The 16,192-nt window shown below is 67.5% G+C and carries 11 protein-coding genes and 1 tRNA gene; 4 read left to right on the forward strand and 8 right to left on the reverse strand.

Annotated elements, in window-relative coordinates; translation table 11 throughout:
* Positions 1–11 precede the first annotated feature (11 nt).
* Both guaB and B146_RS0112205 read right to left on the reverse strand, forming a co-directional pair.
* Positions 12–1,517, reverse strand: a complete 1,506-nt coding sequence (gene guaB / locus B146_RS0112200; protein ID WP_019996727.1) for an IMP dehydrogenase — start codon at positions 1,515–1,517, stop codon at positions 12–14.
* 104 nt (positions 1,518–1,621) lie between these two features.
* The gene (locus B146_RS0112205) at positions 1,622–2,647 is read right to left on the reverse strand and encodes an MBL fold metallo-hydrolase (protein WP_019996728.1); all 1,026 of its coding nucleotides are present in this window, start codon (positions 2,645–2,647) and stop codon (positions 1,622–1,624) included.
* Positions 2,648–3,051: 404 nt separating this feature from the next.
* Between B146_RS0112205 and B146_RS0112210 the strand changes: the two genes are divergently transcribed.
* The gene (locus B146_RS0112210) at positions 3,052–4,440 is read left to right on the forward strand and encodes an MFS transporter (RefSeq protein ID WP_019996729.1); all 1,389 of its coding nucleotides are present in this window, start codon (positions 3,052–3,054) and stop codon (positions 4,438–4,440) included.
* Positions 4,441–4,510: 70 nt separating this feature from the next.
* Here the strand turns inward: B146_RS0112210 and B146_RS0112215 are convergent, their stop codons facing one another.
* Positions 4,511–5,254, reverse strand: a complete 744-nt coding sequence (locus tag B146_RS0112215) for an RlmE family RNA methyltransferase (RefSeq protein ID WP_019996730.1) — start codon at positions 5,252–5,254, stop codon at positions 4,511–4,513.
* Positions 5,251–6,765 (reverse strand): Ppx/GppA phosphatase family protein, encoded by a 1,515-nt coding sequence (locus tag B146_RS25870; protein WP_407638558.1) that lies wholly within the window; start codon positions 6,763–6,765, stop codon positions 5,251–5,253. Before B146_RS25870 ends, B146_RS0112215 begins: the two co-directional genes overlap by 4 nt.
* A gap of 349 nt (positions 6,766–7,114) precedes the next feature.
* Here B146_RS25870 and B146_RS0112225 point away from each other — a divergent pair.
* Positions 7,115–7,188 (forward strand) — tRNA-Gln (locus tag B146_RS0112225).
* 388 nt (positions 7,189–7,576) lie between these two features.
* On the opposite strand, the gene B146_RS0112235 is transcribed toward B146_RS0112225, so the two are convergent.
* The 4 genes from B146_RS0112235 to B146_RS0112250 all read right to left on the reverse strand — a co-directional run bounded on the left by B146_RS0112235 (position 7,577) and on the right by B146_RS0112250 (position 12,654).
* Positions 7,577–8,170 carry a hypothetical protein gene (locus tag B146_RS0112235; protein WP_155897480.1) on the reverse strand — a complete coding sequence of 198 codons (594 nt, stop codon included), beginning with the start codon at positions 8,168–8,170 and terminating at the stop codon, positions 7,577–7,579.
* Between the two features lie 437 nt (positions 8,171–8,607).
* Positions 8,608–10,656, reverse strand: a complete 2,049-nt coding sequence (locus B146_RS25875; protein ID WP_019996733.1) for a HAMP domain-containing methyl-accepting chemotaxis protein — start codon at positions 10,654–10,656, stop codon at positions 8,608–8,610.
* 25 nt (positions 10,657–10,681) lie between these two features.
* The gene (locus tag B146_RS0112245; RefSeq protein WP_081630977.1) at positions 10,682–11,638 is read right to left on the reverse strand and encodes a substrate-binding domain-containing protein; all 957 of its coding nucleotides are present in this window, start codon (positions 11,636–11,638) and stop codon (positions 10,682–10,684) included.
* A gap of 194 nt (positions 11,639–11,832) precedes the next feature.
* Positions 11,833–12,654, reverse strand: coding sequence for a bifunctional allantoicase/(S)-ureidoglycine aminohydrolase (locus tag B146_RS0112250; RefSeq protein WP_019996735.1), 822 nt, complete (start codon positions 12,652–12,654; stop codon positions 11,833–11,835).
* Between the two features lie 131 nt (positions 12,655–12,785).
* On the opposite strand from B146_RS0112250, the gene B146_RS0112255 reads away from it, so the two are divergent.
* Positions 12,786–15,101 carry a Tex family protein gene (locus B146_RS0112255; RefSeq protein WP_019996736.1) on the forward strand — a complete coding sequence of 772 codons (2,316 nt, stop codon included), beginning with the start codon at positions 12,786–12,788 and terminating at the stop codon, positions 15,099–15,101.
* 10 nt (positions 15,102–15,111) lie between these two features.
* Positions 15,112–16,188 (forward strand): glycosyltransferase family 2 protein, encoded by a 1,077-nt coding sequence (locus tag B146_RS25880; RefSeq protein ID WP_019996737.1) that lies wholly within the window; start codon positions 15,112–15,114, stop codon positions 16,186–16,188.
* Positions 16,189–16,192: the final 4 nt, after the last annotated feature.

Raw genomic sequence — 16,192 nt, forward strand, 5'->3', positions numbered from 1 at the left:
GTCGCGGAGCCTTAGGCGCCGAAGCCCGGATAGTTCGGGCTTTCGCGGGTGATCGTCACGTCATGGGCGTGGCTCTCGCGCAGGCCTGCGTTGGAGATGCGCACGAAGGTCGCCTTCTGGCGGAACTCCTCGAGCGTCGCCGCGCCCGTATAGCCCATGGCGGCGCGCAGGCCGCCGGTCAGCTGGTGAATGACGTTGCCGACCGGGCCCTTGTAGGGCACCTGCCCCTCGATGCCTTCCGGCACGAGCTTCAGCGTGTCGCGCACTTCGGCCTGGAAGTAGCGATCGGCCGAGCCGCGCGCCATGGCGCCGACGGAGCCCATACCGCGATAGGCTTTGAACGAGCGGCCCTGGTGCAGATAGACCTCGCCGGGGCTTTCCTCGGTGCCGGCCAGAAGCGAGCCGACCATGGCCGCCGAGGCGCCCGCCGCCAGCGCCTTGGCGAGATCGCCGGAGAACTTGATGCCGCCATCGGCGATGATGGGCACGCCCGCCTTGTCGGCGACATTGACCGCATCCATGATCGCCGAGAGCTGCGGCACGCCGACGCCGGCCACGATGCGCGTCGTGCAGATCGAGCCCGGGCCGATGCCGACCTTCACGCCGTCCGCGCCCGCGTCGATCAGCGCCTGCGTGCCACCCGGCGTCGCGACATTGCCGGCGATGATCTGGACTTCGTTGGACATTTTCTTGACGCGGGCCACCGCGTCCAGCACGCGCTGCGAATGGCCATGCGCGGTGTCGATGACGATGAGATCGATGCCGGCGTCGATCAGGCGCTCGGCGCGCTCGAACCCGTCATCGCCGACGCTGGTCGCGGCGGCCGCGAGGAGACGACCCTGCGCATCCTTGGCGGCGTTGGGGTTCAGCTGCGACTTCTCGATGTCCTTGACGGTGATGAGGCCGATGCAATGGCCCTCGCCGTCCACCACGAGCAGCTTCTCGATGCGATGCTTGTGCAGAAGGCGCTTGGCCTCGGCCTGATCGACATTCTCGCGCACGGTGATGAGATTCTCGCGCGTCATCAGCTCGAAGATCTTCTGGCGATCGTCGGAAGCGAAGCGCACGTCGCGATTGGTCAGGATGCCGACGAGCCGGCCCTTGGTCTGGCCGCCCTTGCCGCCGTTCTCGACCACCGGAATGCCGGAAATGCGGTGGATCTGCATGAGGGCGCGCGCGTCACCGAGCGTCGCGTCGGGGCCGATCGTGACGGGGTTCACCACCATGCCCGATTCGAACTTCTTCACCTGCCGGACCTCTTCGGCCTGCTCGGCCGGGGTCAGGTTGCGGTGGATGACGCCGATGCCACCGGCCTGCGCCATGGCGATGGCGAGGCGCGATTCCGTCACCGTGTCCATGGCGGCGGAAAGCATCGGAATGTTCAGATGGAGCGAGCGGGTGATCCGGGTACGCACATCGACCTGCCCCGGCATGACCTCGGAATGACCCGGCTGCAGCAGCACGTCGTCGAAGGTGAGCGCGAGCGCACCGGTGGCTGTTTCGATGATGCGAGCCATGGGCCAGTCCTTAAATGGAATGCGGCGCCTTTAGGGGGCGCCGGATTGTCGAGGATTGGCACGGGCTCGTAGCACGGAGCCTCCCGGAAGGAAAGCCGCTGCGCCTAGCCGGAAACGAGGGTCTGGTATGTTTCCGGCACGAAGCGGAAGGAGTCGCCCTCGTCCTGCACATAGCCGATCCCCGGGAACGGCAGGTGATAGCCGATGAGCGGCGTGCCGGATTGCGCGAGCTTGTCCGCCCAGCGCCGGCGCGTTTCGGCCGCGGCGTTCTTGTCCTGATCGAAGCGCACCTGCCAGTCCGGCTTCTGGAAGGACACGACGAACTGCGAGAACGTGTCGGCCGTCAGCACGACCATCGTGTCGCCCGAGCCGACCTCGAAGCAGAGCATGCCGGGCGTGTGGCCGAAGGCGGCGCGCGCGATCATTCCCGGCACGACCTCGCCGCCATCCTCGACGAGGCGGGTCTTGTCCTTCAGAGGGCCGAGCTTTGCCTCGACAGCCTTGGCATTCTCGGCGCGCGGGCCGTTCCTGGCCTCGTCCGAGGTCCAGAACTCCATTTCCTGCCGGCCGACGACATAGGAGGCATTGGGGAAGGCCGGTGCGCCACCTTCGCTCAAGCCGCCGATATGATCGCCATGCAGATGGGTGAGCGCGACGACGTCGATATCCTCCGGCTGGTAGCCGGCGGCCTGCATGCGCTGGCGCAGAAGGCCCATGCCGTTGGCGCGGCCGCCTTCGCCAAAGCCCGTGTCGACCAGCACGGTCTGCCCGCCCGTCTCCACGATCACCACGTTGAAGAAATTGACGAAACGGTCGCGCGGTAGGCGGTTCGCCGCCATGAGATCACCGACCGCCTCGGCGGTCTGGTCCTCGCCGAAAGTCGGATGCGGCCCTTCGCCGGGGCGAACGCCGTCGAGCACGACCGTCACGCGGGCCTCGCCCAGCGAGAGGCGGTGCCAGCCGGGCGCCAGGGGATGGGTGTCCTCGCTCGTCATGATCGTCTCCGATGTTGTCGCCTCCGCCGGCGCGGTCTGCGCCGCAGCGGGGCCAAGCCCCAGACCCGTGGCCGCCAGACCGCTCGCGGTCAGGGCGATCGCCTCGCGGCGATTGAAGCGGAGGGTTCGAGACATAAGGCTTCTCCCCAAAGCTAGGCGCGACCGACGAAAGCGCCAGTCTCGGTGCGGATGTCACCGGCAATGTCAGAGCTACATACGATTTGAGCCCGCACCGGCAAGCCGCTCCCCTTTTCGTGACAAGCCGGCCGTGTCATCTCCGAGGGGCAACGCTTCCGCCGTTTCGCCGTTGTTACGGCGCACTTATCTTTTCGTCGGCGCAAGGGGCGATCCGCGCCGGCTTCACTCGTGGCCCGCCCGACGACAAGCGGCTCTCGCCCGCTCGCCGGATCAGCCGGGCCCCAAGGGAAGCCGGACTGCGCGTCCCCGCGCCAGCTCGGGTGGCGGCCCACGAAGAGCGTCTCTCTTCGTCGTCCCGTCGCCCGAATTTGTCCGTTCCGCTCGCCTCGGATACTCGTCCCGTGAAACGCATCGTTCCCGTGGTTCTCGCCGTCGCCTTGTTCATGGAGAACATCGATTCGACGGTCATCGCCACCTCGCTCGCCACCATCGCCCGCGACATCGGCACGAGCCCGATCGCGCTGAAGCTGGCGCTGACCAGCTACTACGTCTCGCTCGCCGTGTTCATTCCGATCTCGGGGCGCATGGCGGATCGGTTCGGCGCGCGCGCCGTGTTCCAGATGGCAATCGGCGTGTTCATGCTCGGCTCGCTCGCCTGCGGTTTCGCCAATTCGCTGGAGGGTTTCGTCGCGGCGCGCTTCCTCCAGGGGATCGGCGGCGCCATGATGACGCCGGTCGGCCGGCTTCTTCTCGTTCGCGCCGTGCCGCGTTCCGATCTCGTCTCGGCCATGGCCTGGTTCACGATTCCCGCCCTGATCGGCCCCCTGATCGGCCCGCCGCTCGGCGGCGCGATCTCGACCTATGCGGATTGGCGCTGGATCTTCTTCATCAACCTGCCGATCGGCATCATCGGCATGATGCTCGCGCAGCGCTTCCTCCCCTTCATCGAGCCGATGCCCGAGGTTCGGTTCGACTGGACGGGCTTCGTCCTGTCCGGACTCGCCTGCGCGGGCGTCGTGTTCGGCCTCTCGGTCGTTTCCCTGCCGGCCCTGCCGCCCTCGGTCGGCGTCGCGACGACGGTGATCGGCCTCGCCTTCGCGCTCGTCTATGTCCGCCATGCCCGGCGGCATGAGCGTCCGGTCGTGGAACTGCGTCTGTTCCGCATTCCGACGCTGCGGGCGGCGGTGGTCGGCGGCGGCGTGTTTCGGATCGGCGCGGGCGCCGTGCCCTTCCTGTTCCCGCTGATGCTGCAGCTCGGGCTCGACTATTCCCCCTTCGAATCGGGGCTCATCAGCGCGGTCTCGATCGGCGGCGCCATGATGATGAAGACGCTGGTGAAGCCGATTCTCAAGCAGTTCGGCTTCCGGGTCACCTTGCTCGGCGCCGGCGTGGTCGGCGGGCTCCTGATGGGCGCGCTCGGCTTCTACCGGCCCGACATCCCGCTCGTGGTTCTCCTGCTTCTTCTCCTGATCGGCGGCTTCTTCCGCTCGCTCTTCTTCACGAGCGTCAACACGATGGCCTTCGCCGACGTGCCTCAGGCGCGGACGGGCGACGCCACGGCGCTTCTCGCCGCCTTCCAGCAGATCGCCATCGCGGGCGGCGTCGCGACGGCCGGCGCGGTGCTGGAAGCCAGCATGATCTGGCATGGGCGCGAGGCCGCGACGCTCGGCGACTTCTCGCTCGCCTTCTTCGTGGTCGGCGCCGCGGCGCTCCTCTCCACCCTCGCCTTCCTGCGCCTTCCGGCCGATGCCGGGGCGGAGGTCGCCGGGCGGCGCGTTCCCGCCGAATAGGCGATCGCCAACGAAAAAAGGGGCGGCTCCGCGAGCCGCCCCTTTCTTGTGGCTGATCCTGTGGAAGAGCTCAGTCCTCCGACGAAGCCTCTTCGCCCTCGTCCTCGTCGCCCTCCGCATCCGCCTTGCGACGCCCGCGAAAATCCTTGGCGAGAACGTAAAGCTCCACCGACCCGTCGCGCGAGGCCGGCGGCTTCACATGGTGGACCGAGCGGAAGTTCTTCTTGAGAAGCGCCAGCAGCTCGCCTTCCGTGCCGCCCTGGAAGGTCTTCGTCAGGAAGTGGCCGCCGGGGCGAAGCGTGCGGATCGCGAAATCCGCCGCCACTTCGCACAGGTGCAGCGTGCGAAGATGGTCCGTGCGCCGATGACCCGTGGTCGGGGCCGCCATGTCGGACAGGACAATGTCGGGGTCGCCGCCGAGCGCCTCGATCAGCCGTTCGGGCGCGCTGTCGTCCAGGAAGTCGAGCTCCAGGATCGTCGCGCCGGGGATGGGGTCGACCGGCAGATAGTCGATGCCGACCACCAGTGCGTCGTCCGGCTTCAGCGCCGTGCGCTCCACCGCCACCTGGCACCAGCCGCCGGGGGCAGCGCCGAGATCGACGATGCGCATCCCCTTCTTCAGGAGCTTGTAGCGGTCGTCCATCTCGATCAGCTTGTAGGCCGCGCGCGAGCGATACCCGTCCGCCTTGGCGCGGCGCACATAGGGATCGTTCAACTGGCGCTCCAGCCAGCGGCGGGAGGAGACCTTCAACCCGCGCTTCTTCTTGACGCGGACCGTCAGCCCGCGATCGTCGCCTCGTCCCGAACCCGTCACGCGCCCGATCCCGTCTGTCCTGTGCCTGCATAAGACGGCCGGCGCCACACGCCGTCCGCCACCATCATTTCCGTCAGCAATCCTTCGCGCAGGCCCCGATCGGCCACGCGCAGGACCTTGGCCGGCCACGCCCGGCGGATCGCCTGAAGGATCGCGCAGCCCGCCAGAACCAGATCGGCCCGATCAGAGCCGATGCAAGGGTTGGCGACGCGCTCTTCGAAGCTCCAGCCGAGCAGTCGATTGACCAGCGTGTCCACGTCCTTGTCGGCGAGCCAGAGCCCGTCCACCTGCCGCCGGTCGTAGCGCTCGAGTTCGAGCTGGATTCCGGCCAGCGTCGTCACCGTGCCGGACGTCCCCAGAAGGTGGAACCCGTCGCGCCCCACGATGTCGGCCAGCCGGTTGCGCCCGGGGAAGGCCTGGATCATGGCCTCGACCTCGCTCACCATGCGCTCGAACAGTTCGGGCGTCACGTTGCGCCCGCCATGGCGCTCGGCCAGCGTCACGACGCCGACCGGAAGCGAGGTCCAGCCGACGATATTGTTGGCGAGCCGCCGGCTGGCGCCGCGCCTGAGATCGAGCAGCGCCACTTCCGACGAGCCGCCGCCGATGTCGAACAGGACCGCGCCGCGCGCCGTCCGGTCGATCAGCGAGCCGCAGCCGGAGACGGCGAGCCGCGCCTCGGTCTCGCGGCTGACGATTTCGAGCCGCAGCCCGGTTTCGCGCTGGACGCGGGAGATGAACTCGCGCCCGTTGGCGGCCGAGCGGCAGGCTTCCGTCGCGATCAGCCGCGCGCCGCGAATCTCGCGCGCCGAGAGCTTCTGACTGCAGATTTCGAGCGCCGCCACGGCGCGGTCCATCGCGGTCGCCGCCAGGCTGCCCGTGCGCCCCAGACCTTCGCCGAGCCGCACGATGCGCGAGAAGGCGTCGATCACCCGGAACTGCCCCGGGCGCGTCGGCACCGCGATCAGGAGGCGGCAATTGTTGGTGCCGAGATCCAGCGCCGCATAGGCGGGAACGCGATGCGCGCCGCCGGACGCGGCAGACCGCGCGACGGCCGGCGCCTCGATGGCGGGCGGCGCGGCGGGCCGGGCGGCGGGCGCGCCGCCCCCGGCGGGCGCCGGCGGAAAGCCCGCGCGCCCCTTTCGGCGGCGGCGATTCTTGGCCGGCGCGGGGCGCGCCTGTGCGCCGCCCTTGCGCTCGCGCAGGACGCGTTCGGCCTCGGCCACCTTGGCGCCGAGAGCGGGCGGAAGCTCGCGCAAAGCCCCTCCGCTGGACGGCGGAGCGGCGGGAGCGTTGTTCTTGCGGCGACGGCGCTTCTGGCGCTTGGACGGTTTGGCCCCGGCAGGCTTGCTGTCGGGCGCGCCGGCGGGCGGGCGCGGCGAGCGGGCCTCGTTCGGCTCCCCTCCCCGTCGTTCACCGCCGCTGGGCTGCCCGGAAAACCCTTCGATCCCGAACCCGCTTCCGTCCTTTACCTTCTTCGCTGATCGCCCCTGTCTCGTGTCATGGATCACTTCAAATCTCCGGAGCGGCGCAAGGCGCGCTCCCTCGGCCCGCGAGGGGCCGTTTCGTTGGATCGAAGTGTAGCCATCCGCCATTTTTTCACAAGGCACCCCTTGGCCACCGCAGCACCCGCCCCACGGATTTTCGCGGCAGGGCTCCCGATCCGGGCCCTCGTCGCGCGCCCCATCCCCGTCGACGACACGTCGACGACACGTCGACGACGCGTCGATGACGAGGCCCGATGTCGAAAACCGATTGACGCCTCCAATCGAATCGACTACATGCCCCTTCATCGCCGCAACGGACAGCCAAGCTGACCGAGGCGAGCGGAGCGGATCGAAACTGCGATACGCTCCATGCTGGGGAATAGTTTAAGGGTAGAACAGCGGACTCTGACTCCGCTAGTCTTGGTTCGAATCCAGGTTCCCCAGCCAGCAAAACCTCTGAGAAGTTAGGGGTTCCACCTTCACGAGAGATCAGACAGACCGAGCCTCAGTGCGCGATGTGGCGCGCGAAAACCCGGCACAGTTTGTTCCCGGCCCGTTCAGCGCGAGCGTGCGCTTGCTTCGCAATTTTCCACGACGACCGCTATCTTGAAGCCGTCCGCGTTTTCGAGTTGCTCGATTTCCATCCAGATCGGATACGACCTCGGCGGGATCGGAGAAGGCGAGACGGGTGTGGCCGCTGACGGCTGCGGACAGACGACGCCACCCGACGAGGGCTCGCCTGACATGTCCGGCGGACCTGAGGCGGACATCCGTCCGCGCTTGGCGAGCATCCGCGACGATGGCGGACGCCTTCAACCATTTCATGCAACGGTTCTCAGGGGAGATCCGTCCCTTTCGCGGGAGGCCGCCGATGCGACCCGATTCCCAGCCGCGGCGCATGGGCTCCAGCGCCAGGCTTCCCCGGAGCGAACCTCTGCTGAGCGTTTGCGGGTGCTTGGGACCTGGACGGCGGCGTGGACTCGCTGCCTGGACCCTCTGAAACGTATTGGCCCTCCATCATCGACTGGATTTGGGCAGGCGTCACCTGCATCGCCAAGCGAATCTGTTCACGCGTCATATTTTTCGCGATCACCCTCTCCGTAAGAGATACCGGCTCGAACGGCGACTTGACGATGCTCTTGACAGTATAAACCCCCAGCGCATTCAAAATGGTCGCAACGTAGAAATCGCCGCCATACATGAGGGTGTTTTTGATGACGTAATGGGATGAAGCTTCCGGTACGATCGACGTGGACTGATCGATGAAGAAAACGTAGCCTGCTGTAGCTGGCGGTAGTTTTTCCATACTGCTGACGCCACCCGCAGCCGCTTTTCTGATACCGCCCTGCGAAGCATCCGGGTAGGACGTCTGCTGCTCGATCGCGAAAAACTCCTGATCTCTCCAGATTTGTTGTGCGGCAGATGCCATAGTACGATCGACTATATAAAGGTAAGATATCGGCATTGCGCTTCCTGCTCCAAAAATATCAGCGCGGAAGAGGAAGTATCAACCGCTGTATAAGTCCGGCAACCGTTCAATCGTGGTCATAGGAAGAATGGTCCGTCAATCCGAGGCCTTTCCAATCGACCGCTTCCGTTGATTGTCGAGCAAAGCATCTTCAACCGAGTTGGCGCACCCAAGTGAGGCGATCGTCTCGCATGGTCCCGATACAGTCGGTCATCTGGCCGCAACCGGTCGCTTGCCCGCGCTCGATCGCTTTCGCGCTTTTCGGTTTCTGGTCGAGGTGGGTCGCAGAGGTCACCTCCCCTTTGCCCGTCCCATCGCCGCCAATGCGGGCGCCTGAAACGCAGAGGGCGCGCCGATCGCGGGCGCGCCCTCCTTTTGAAGTCCGACCGGTCGCGATGTCAGGCGCTGAGTCGGTCGAAATCCATTTCCATGTCGAGGTCGAATCCGTTCGCTCGGTCGGCTGGACCGCTCGCCTTTTGGGCAGGCGCGCGGACGGGAGCGCGGCGTGCCGGCAGGGGCGTGACCGTGCCGGACGCGGCGGACATCGAGGCCTCCGTCGGCGGCACCCCAGCCGTCTCGCTCAGCTTGAAGAAACCGGCGCGCGTTTCCAGGCGCCCCGCTTCCAGGGATAGCCGCTCGGCCGTCGCCGCCATCTCGTTGGCGGCGCCCGCGTTGGACTGCGTCACCTGATCGAGCTGCTGGATCGCCTGGTTGATCTGGTCCACGCCGACCGATTGTTCGCGGCAGGCCGCCGAGATTTCGGTCACGAGTTCGGCCGTCTTGCGGATGTCGGGAACGAGCTGGTTCAGCATCTCGCCCGCTTCTTCCGAGACATGAAGCGTTTCGACCGACAGCGTGCCGATCTCGGCCGCCGCCTTCTGCGAGCGCTCGGCGAGCTTGCGCACTTCCGAGGCCACGACCGCGAAGCCCTTGCCGTGCTGGCCCGCGCGCGCCGCCTCGATGGCCGCGTTGAGGGCCAGAAGGTCGGTCTGGCGGGCGATTTCCTGGATGATCGCGATCTTTTCGGCGATCGTGCGCATGGCGTCGACCGAGCGCGTGACGGCCTCGCCGCCCTTGGCAGCGCGGGTCGAGGCCTGGGAGGCGATCTTCTCGGTGGTGACGGCGTTTTCCGACGTATGGCGGACATTGGCCGCCATTTCCTCGATCGCGGCCGAGGCCTGCTCGGAGGCCGCCGCCTGTTCCGTGGCGCCGGAGGACAGCTGCTCGGAGGCCGTCGCCGATTGCACGGCGCCGGACGTCACCTGCCGGGCCGAGCCGACGACGTCGCCGACGATCTCGCGCAGCTGCAGCGTCATGGCATTGGTGGCGCGCTGCAGGTCGCCGAACTCGTCGCGGGCCTTCACGTCCTCGACACGGGTCAGATCGCCCGAGCCGATCGTCCTGGCCATGTCGAGCGAGCGCTTGAGACCGCGCGCCACGGAAACCGACATGCGGAACGCCGCGAACAGACCGAAGAGCACCGCGAGGCCGCAGCAGGCGATCAGGAGAAGGCGCGTCGCCTCGAAGGCCGCCCGATCCTTCGCGACGGTCGCCTCGGCGGCCCGCTGCTCCGCCTCGCTGAAGCGGGTCAGGTCGTCCTGGATGCGCGCCAGGATCGGCGCGATGTCGGCGCGCAGGATCTGGCTTGCATGGAAGGTGGAATTGGCGACGCCCCGCTGCAGAAGCTCGTTCGCCAGCGGCTTGAATTCGGTCCAGAGCGCCTGCACGCGCGGCATGGCCGGCGCGTCGATCTTGGCGACGGCAAGCGCCTTGGTAAGGCGGGCGAGCTTCTGGTCGATCGCCACGACGAAGGTCTGCGCGCGCTCCGCGAGTTGGCCGAGCGCGGCATCGTCGGTTTCCGACAGGCTGCGGATCAGAAGACGGCGGAGCGTCGGCACGTCGGCGCGCAACTGCCCTGCCGTCGTGATCGCGGTTTCCGGGCCGTCGAGAAGCACGATCTCGTCGCGCAAGCTGCCGATCGACAGATCGAGCCGGCCGCCGATGGGGCGGATCTTGTCACGGTCGAGCTCGGACGCGCGCGCCGAGTCGTTTTGAGCGGCGAGGCCGGAGGCCTTGCGCGCCAGAATGTCGAACTGTTGAAGCTCGCCCTTCATCCGATCGAGATCGCTGCCGGTGTCGGCCGAGGCCCCGACCCGCAGCGCCTCGAGCTGGGCCTGCACCGATTTGATCAGCCCGTCGTAACGCGCCTGGCCATCGGCGATCTCCTGATCGACATGCGACAGGATCGTGTCGTTGGCCGTCTGGCGCGCCTGGGCGACCGTGTCGCGCAGCGCGGCGATCTTGAGGCTCCGGTCGAAGGGGCCGGCGACGAAGGCCTCCATTCGGTCGTTGCCCTCGGCGAGCTTCTGGATGCCGAGAAGGCCGGAGGCGCTGGCCAGAACGAGAACGGCGCCGAAGGAGACGAAAAGGCGGGTGCGGATGCGCATGGGAAAGTCCTGAAAGGAGAGCGCGTCAGTTCGTGGTGCGTTTGGCTTGGAGCGCGGCGACGTCTCCGGGCCGGACGAGCACGAAAGGTATCCAGTTCAGCGGTTCGACCGCTTCGCCGGCGAGCATCTTGCCGACGAGCGCGACGCTGAGGGCGCCCTGCGCTTGCCCGTCCTGAAGCACGGTGGCGGACAGATCGCCGGCCTTCATCGCCTCCAGGCCGTCGTTCGTCGCGTCGATGCCGGTGACGACGGATTTCAACCCGGCGGGCTTCAGCGCGTCGATGGCGCCAAGGGCCATCTCGTCATTGTTGGAGATCACGCCATCGGGCCGCAGCCCGGCATCCAGGAAGGACTGCATCAGCGCCTTGGCTTCCGCGCGGTCCCAATTTCCGCCCTGCTCCTCCAGAATCTCGATGCCCTTGCATTCGGGCCGGGCGAGAACCTCGTGGACGTAGCGGGTGCGGGTGCGGGCCGCCGGGTGGGTCAGTTCGCCGATGAGGACGACAGCCGTTCCCTTGCCGCCCATGAGCCGGCAGGCCTCTTCCGTTTCCAGCGTGCCGGCGACCTTTTCCTCGGAGCCGACATAGGCGACGCCGTTCCCCAGAAGCGCATGGTCGGGTTCGTGGTTGACGAAAACGAGGGGCACCTTGGCTGAGCGCGCCAGCGCGGCGATCTGCGTCTCGACGCTATCGGCAAGGCCGAGCACGACGAGCGCGGAGGCGCCGTCGGCGATCTGCTGCTTGGCATTGGCGATCTGAAGGCTCTCGTCACCCTGCGCGTCGGTCTGGGTGACCTGATAGCCTGCCGCCTTGGCGGCCGCCGCGACGCCAGCGGCGATCGTATCGCGGAACGTGTCGTTGGCGACGGGCATCACGAGCCCGATCGTCTGGGCGCAAGCAGGCGCGATCATCGCGCCCTGCAACAGCAAAGCCGCGAACACATGCGGCAGAAGGGACGACTTCACTCGGGAAGGTCGCGGCATTTGAAGTCTCCCTTGATCCGCACGAAACGAAAAGGCAGTGACAATGCCGGCAATCCAAACATCTAAAGCTTAGGATTCATTTTCACGACTGGAGGTCGAGGAGCGGGGTTCATATTAACCCTTCCGAGTCACTAAAGGCTCCCCACCGCCTCGGCGGGTCCGCTAGGGAAGCCGACCCGCCGACATCGCGAGATCTACCAGAGCGCGGCGTGGCGGTTCACGTCCTTGTAGAGAAGGTAGCGGAACGGGCCGGGGCCGCCCGCATAGCAGGCCTGCGGGCAGAAGGCGCGCAGCCACATGAAATCGCCGGCTTCGACCTCGACCCAGTCGGAGTTCAGGCGATACACGGCCTTGCCCTCCAGAACATAAAGCCCGTGCTCCATGACATGGGTTTCCATGAAGGGAATGATGCCGCCCGGCTGGAAGGTGACGATGGTCACATGCATGTCGTGGCGCAGATCGCTCGGGTCGACGAAGCGCGTCGTCGCCCAGGCGCCGTTCGTGTCGGGCATCGGCGTCGGCGCGATGTCCTTCTCACTGGTGAAGATCGGGTCGGGTTTGGCGATCCCCTCGGCGGCCTCGTAGCGCTTGCGGATCCAATGAAAGGTCGCCGCGGCCTCGCCCTCGTTGCGCAGGGTCCAGGCGGCGCCCGCCGGCAGATAGGCGAAACCGCCGGGCGCGAGGCGGTGCGTCTCGCCACCGAGCGTCACCGCGATCTCGCCGGAGACGACGAACAGCGCGCCCTGCGCTTCCTCGTCCGGCTCCGGCTTGGCGCTGCCGCCGCCCGGCTGCACTTCCATGATGTATTGCGAGAAGGTCTCGGAAAAGCCGGTCATCGGCCGCGCGATGATCCAGAGCCGCGTCTTCTCCCAATGCGGCAGGAAACTCGTCACGATGTCGCTGTAGACGCCGCGCGGGATCACCGCATAGGCATTGGTGAAGACCGCCTTGCCGGACAGAAGCTGGTCCTGCCCCGGCAGACCGCCGGGCGGCGAGAAATACGAGCGTTGTGTCATGGCCGACGCCTTTCCTGAGATGGTGGATCAGGCCCGGCATCGCATGAGGCGGCCTTGAGCGGCAACGCCTCTTTCTTGCCGTCTGGCCGCGCTTGAGGGTAAGCCTCGCCCGACCGAGGAGACCAACGCCCATGACCGCCCCGCGCCCATCCATCGACAGCCTCATTGCCGCAGAGATCGGCGCGCGGGAGGTGCAGGTCGCGGCCGCCGTCGCGCTGCTCGACGGGGGCGCGACGGTTCCCTTCGTCGCGCGCTACCGCAAGGAAGCGACGGGCGGGCTGGACGACGCGCAGCTCCGAACGCTGGAGGTGCGGCTCACCTATCTGCGCGAACTGGAATCGCGGCGCGAGACGGTGCTGCGCTCCATCCGCGAGCAGGGCAAGCTGACGGATGCGCTCTCGCGCCAGATCGAAGGCGCGACGACCCGCGCGACGCTGGAAGACCTCTACCTCCCCTTCCGCCCCAAGCGCCGCACCCGCGCGGACGCCGCGCGCGAAAAGGGCCTCGGGCCGCTGGCCGAAACCCTCCTGACCGATCGCTCCGCCGACCCGGAAGCGCTGGCCAAGCGCTTCCTCGGAGATCAGGTGGCCGACACCAAGTCGGCGCTGGAGGGCGCGCGCGACATCGTGGCCGAGACCATGGCCGAGACGCCCGCGCTGGTCGGCGCGATCCGCACGCATCTCGTGTCGAAGGCGCGCATCCGCGCCAAGGTGCAGAAGGGCAAGGAGGAGGCCGGCGCCAAGTTCTCCGACTATTTCGACCATGAGGAGAAATGGGCGAGCGCCCCGAGCCACCGCGTCCTGGCAATCCTGCGCGCGCAAAAGGAAGGCGTCATCTCGCTCGACATCGAAGTGGATGCCGACGATCCCTCGCCGGTGAAGCCGGTGGAAGCGATGATCGCGCGCGAGTTCCGCGTGAAGACGCAGGGCGGCACGCCGGCCGAGCGCTGGCTGATGGACGTCGCGCGCTGGGCGTGGCGACAGAAAATTCACGGCTCGCTCTCCAACGAGATGATGGCGACCATGAAGGAAGGGGCGGATGCCGAGGCGATCCGCGTCTTCTCGCGCAATCTGAAGGATATTCTCCTCGCCGCGCCGGCCGGGCCGAAGGCCACGATGGGCCTCGACCCGGGCATCCGCACCGGCGTCAAGGTCGCGGTCGTGGACGGGACCGGGCGGCTGGTGGACACCGCGACCGTCTATCCCTTCCAGCCCCGCAACGACGTGGCGGGTGCCATGATGGTGCTGGCCGGCCTGATCGAGAAGCACAAGGTCGAACTCGTCGCCATCGGCAACGGCACGGCCAGCCGCGAGACAGAGAAGCTCGCGGCGGACGTCATCGCCAAGCTGCCGGGGGCCAAGCCCACCAAGGTCGTGGTGTCGGAAGCCGGCGCGTCCGTCTATTCGGCGTCAGAAATCGCCTCGCGCGAGTTGCCAGGTGTCGATGTCTCCTTGCGCGGCGCGGCCTCGATCGCCCGCCGCCTGCAGGACCCGCTGGCCGAGATCGTGAAGGTGGACCCGAAGGCTATCGGCGTCGGCCAGTATCAGCATGATGTCGATCAGCCCGCCCTCTCCCGCGCGCTGGAAACCGTGGTGGAAGACGCCGTGAACGCGGTCGGCGTGGATGTGAACACGGCATCGGCCGCGCTCCTGTCGCATGTCTCCGGCATCGGCCCGTCGCTGGCCGATGCGATCGTCGCGCACCGGGACAAGGAAGGCCCGTTCAAGACGCGCCGCTCGCTTCTGAAAGTGCCGCGCCTGGGGCCGAAGGCCTTCGAGCAATGCGCCGGCTTCCTGCGCATCCAGGGCGGCACGGAGCCCCTGGACGCCTCGGCCGTTCACCCGGAAGCCTATCCCGTGGCGCGCAAGATCGTGGAAGCCTGCGGGCGGGACCTCCGCTCGCTCATGGGCGACGGCGCGGCGCTGAAGACGCTCGATCCGCAGCGCTTCGTCGGCGACGGGTTCGGCCTGCCGACGGTGAGGGACATTCTGGCCGAACTCGAAAAGCCCGGCCGCGACCCGCGACCCGCCTTCCGCACGGCGAGCTTTGCCGAAGGGGTCAACGAAATTCGGGATTTGCGTCCCGGCATGATGCTGGAAGGCACGGTGACGAATGTCGCGGCCTTCGGTGCCTTCGTGGATATCGGCGTCCATCAGGACGGGCTCGTCCATGTCTCGCAGATCGCCGACCGGTTCGTGAAGGACCCGGCCGAGGTGGTGAAGGCCGGTCAGGTCGTGCGGGTGCGCGTGGTCGAGGTGGACGAGAAGCGCAAGCGCATTTCGCTGTCGATGAAGACGCAGGTCGAGCCGGATGCCGCCCCTCGCAAGCGTGACGAGGCCGGCGCGTCCAAAGGCCAGGCCCGGCCGGAGCGGCGGGAAGCGAAGCCCGCCGCGCCCCAGATCGGCGGCTTCGGTGCGGCGCTCGCCGACGCCTTCAAGCGTCGATAGGAAGCCGGCCTTGCGCGCATCCAAGACCCCGCCCGGCGCGAACGGGCGGGCCGCCCTGCCCTACCCGAACCCCGACCCTGCGCTCTGGCTGCGCTACGGCGCGCTCGGCTTGCTGGCGCGGCTTCAGCTCGTCTGGCGCGAGCGGCGCTATCGCCAGCGGGGCAAGGCGACGGGCGATTGCCGCCTGACCGAGATCAAGCCGATGGCCGCCGCGCCAGGGCCGCGCGATATCGTTCTCATCACGGTCGTGCGCAATGCCATGGCGACGCTGCCGTCCTTCCTCGACCATTACCGGCGAATGGGCGTTCGGCATTTCGCGGTCGTGGACGACGCTTCGACGGACGGCAGCCGCGCTTTCCTCGAAGCGCAGCCGGACCTCGCGCTCTTCACCTCCGCCGGCAATTTCCTGACATCGGGTGGCGGTCTCGTCTGGCGCGACCTGATGCTGGACCGGATCGGCCGGGGGCGCTGGGTTCTCTCGATCGACAGCGACGAATATCTGGTCTTCCCCGGCTGCGAGACCCGCCCGCTCCAGAGCTTCGTGGCCGATCTCGAACGCGCCGGGCTGAAGCGCGCCATGGCGCCGATGATCGATCTCTACCCGGAAGGACCGATCGGCGAGGTCGAACCGCCAGCCGACGCGCTGAGCCCGCCGACCACGCTCTGCCCGCTTTTCGACGGCTCGCATTACGAGGTGGCGGACGAGAAGTTCTGCACCTCGATCCGGGGCGGCCCACGCAACCGCGTTTTCGGGACGCAGATGCGGATGACGAAGTTCCCGCTTCTCTACGCCGACGCGGCGCTGCATTTTGCGACCAACACCGCCCATGGCCCGCTGCCGCTCGCGCGCAATTTCGCGCCGCCCGACGCGGTGCTGCTGCACCAGAAATTCGCGCCCGGCGCGGTGGAAATCTTCCGCACGCTGGCCGGTGAGGAAGCGCATTTCAACGGCGCGGAATTCTACAAGGCGATCGTGCAGAGCGACGGGTTCGGCCCGCACACGGACTTCCGCTACGAGGGCTCGCTGCGCTTCCAGTCGTCCGAAGACTTGGTTCGGCGCGGCTTCATGCGCGACCTCCGATCATGAAAAA

The sequence above is a fragment of the Aureimonas ureilytica DSM 18598 = NBRC 106430 genome (genome assembly GCF_000382705.1).
In the GTDB taxonomy this organism is placed as follows: Bacteria; Pseudomonadota; Alphaproteobacteria; order Rhizobiales; family Rhizobiaceae; genus Aureimonas; species Aureimonas ureilytica.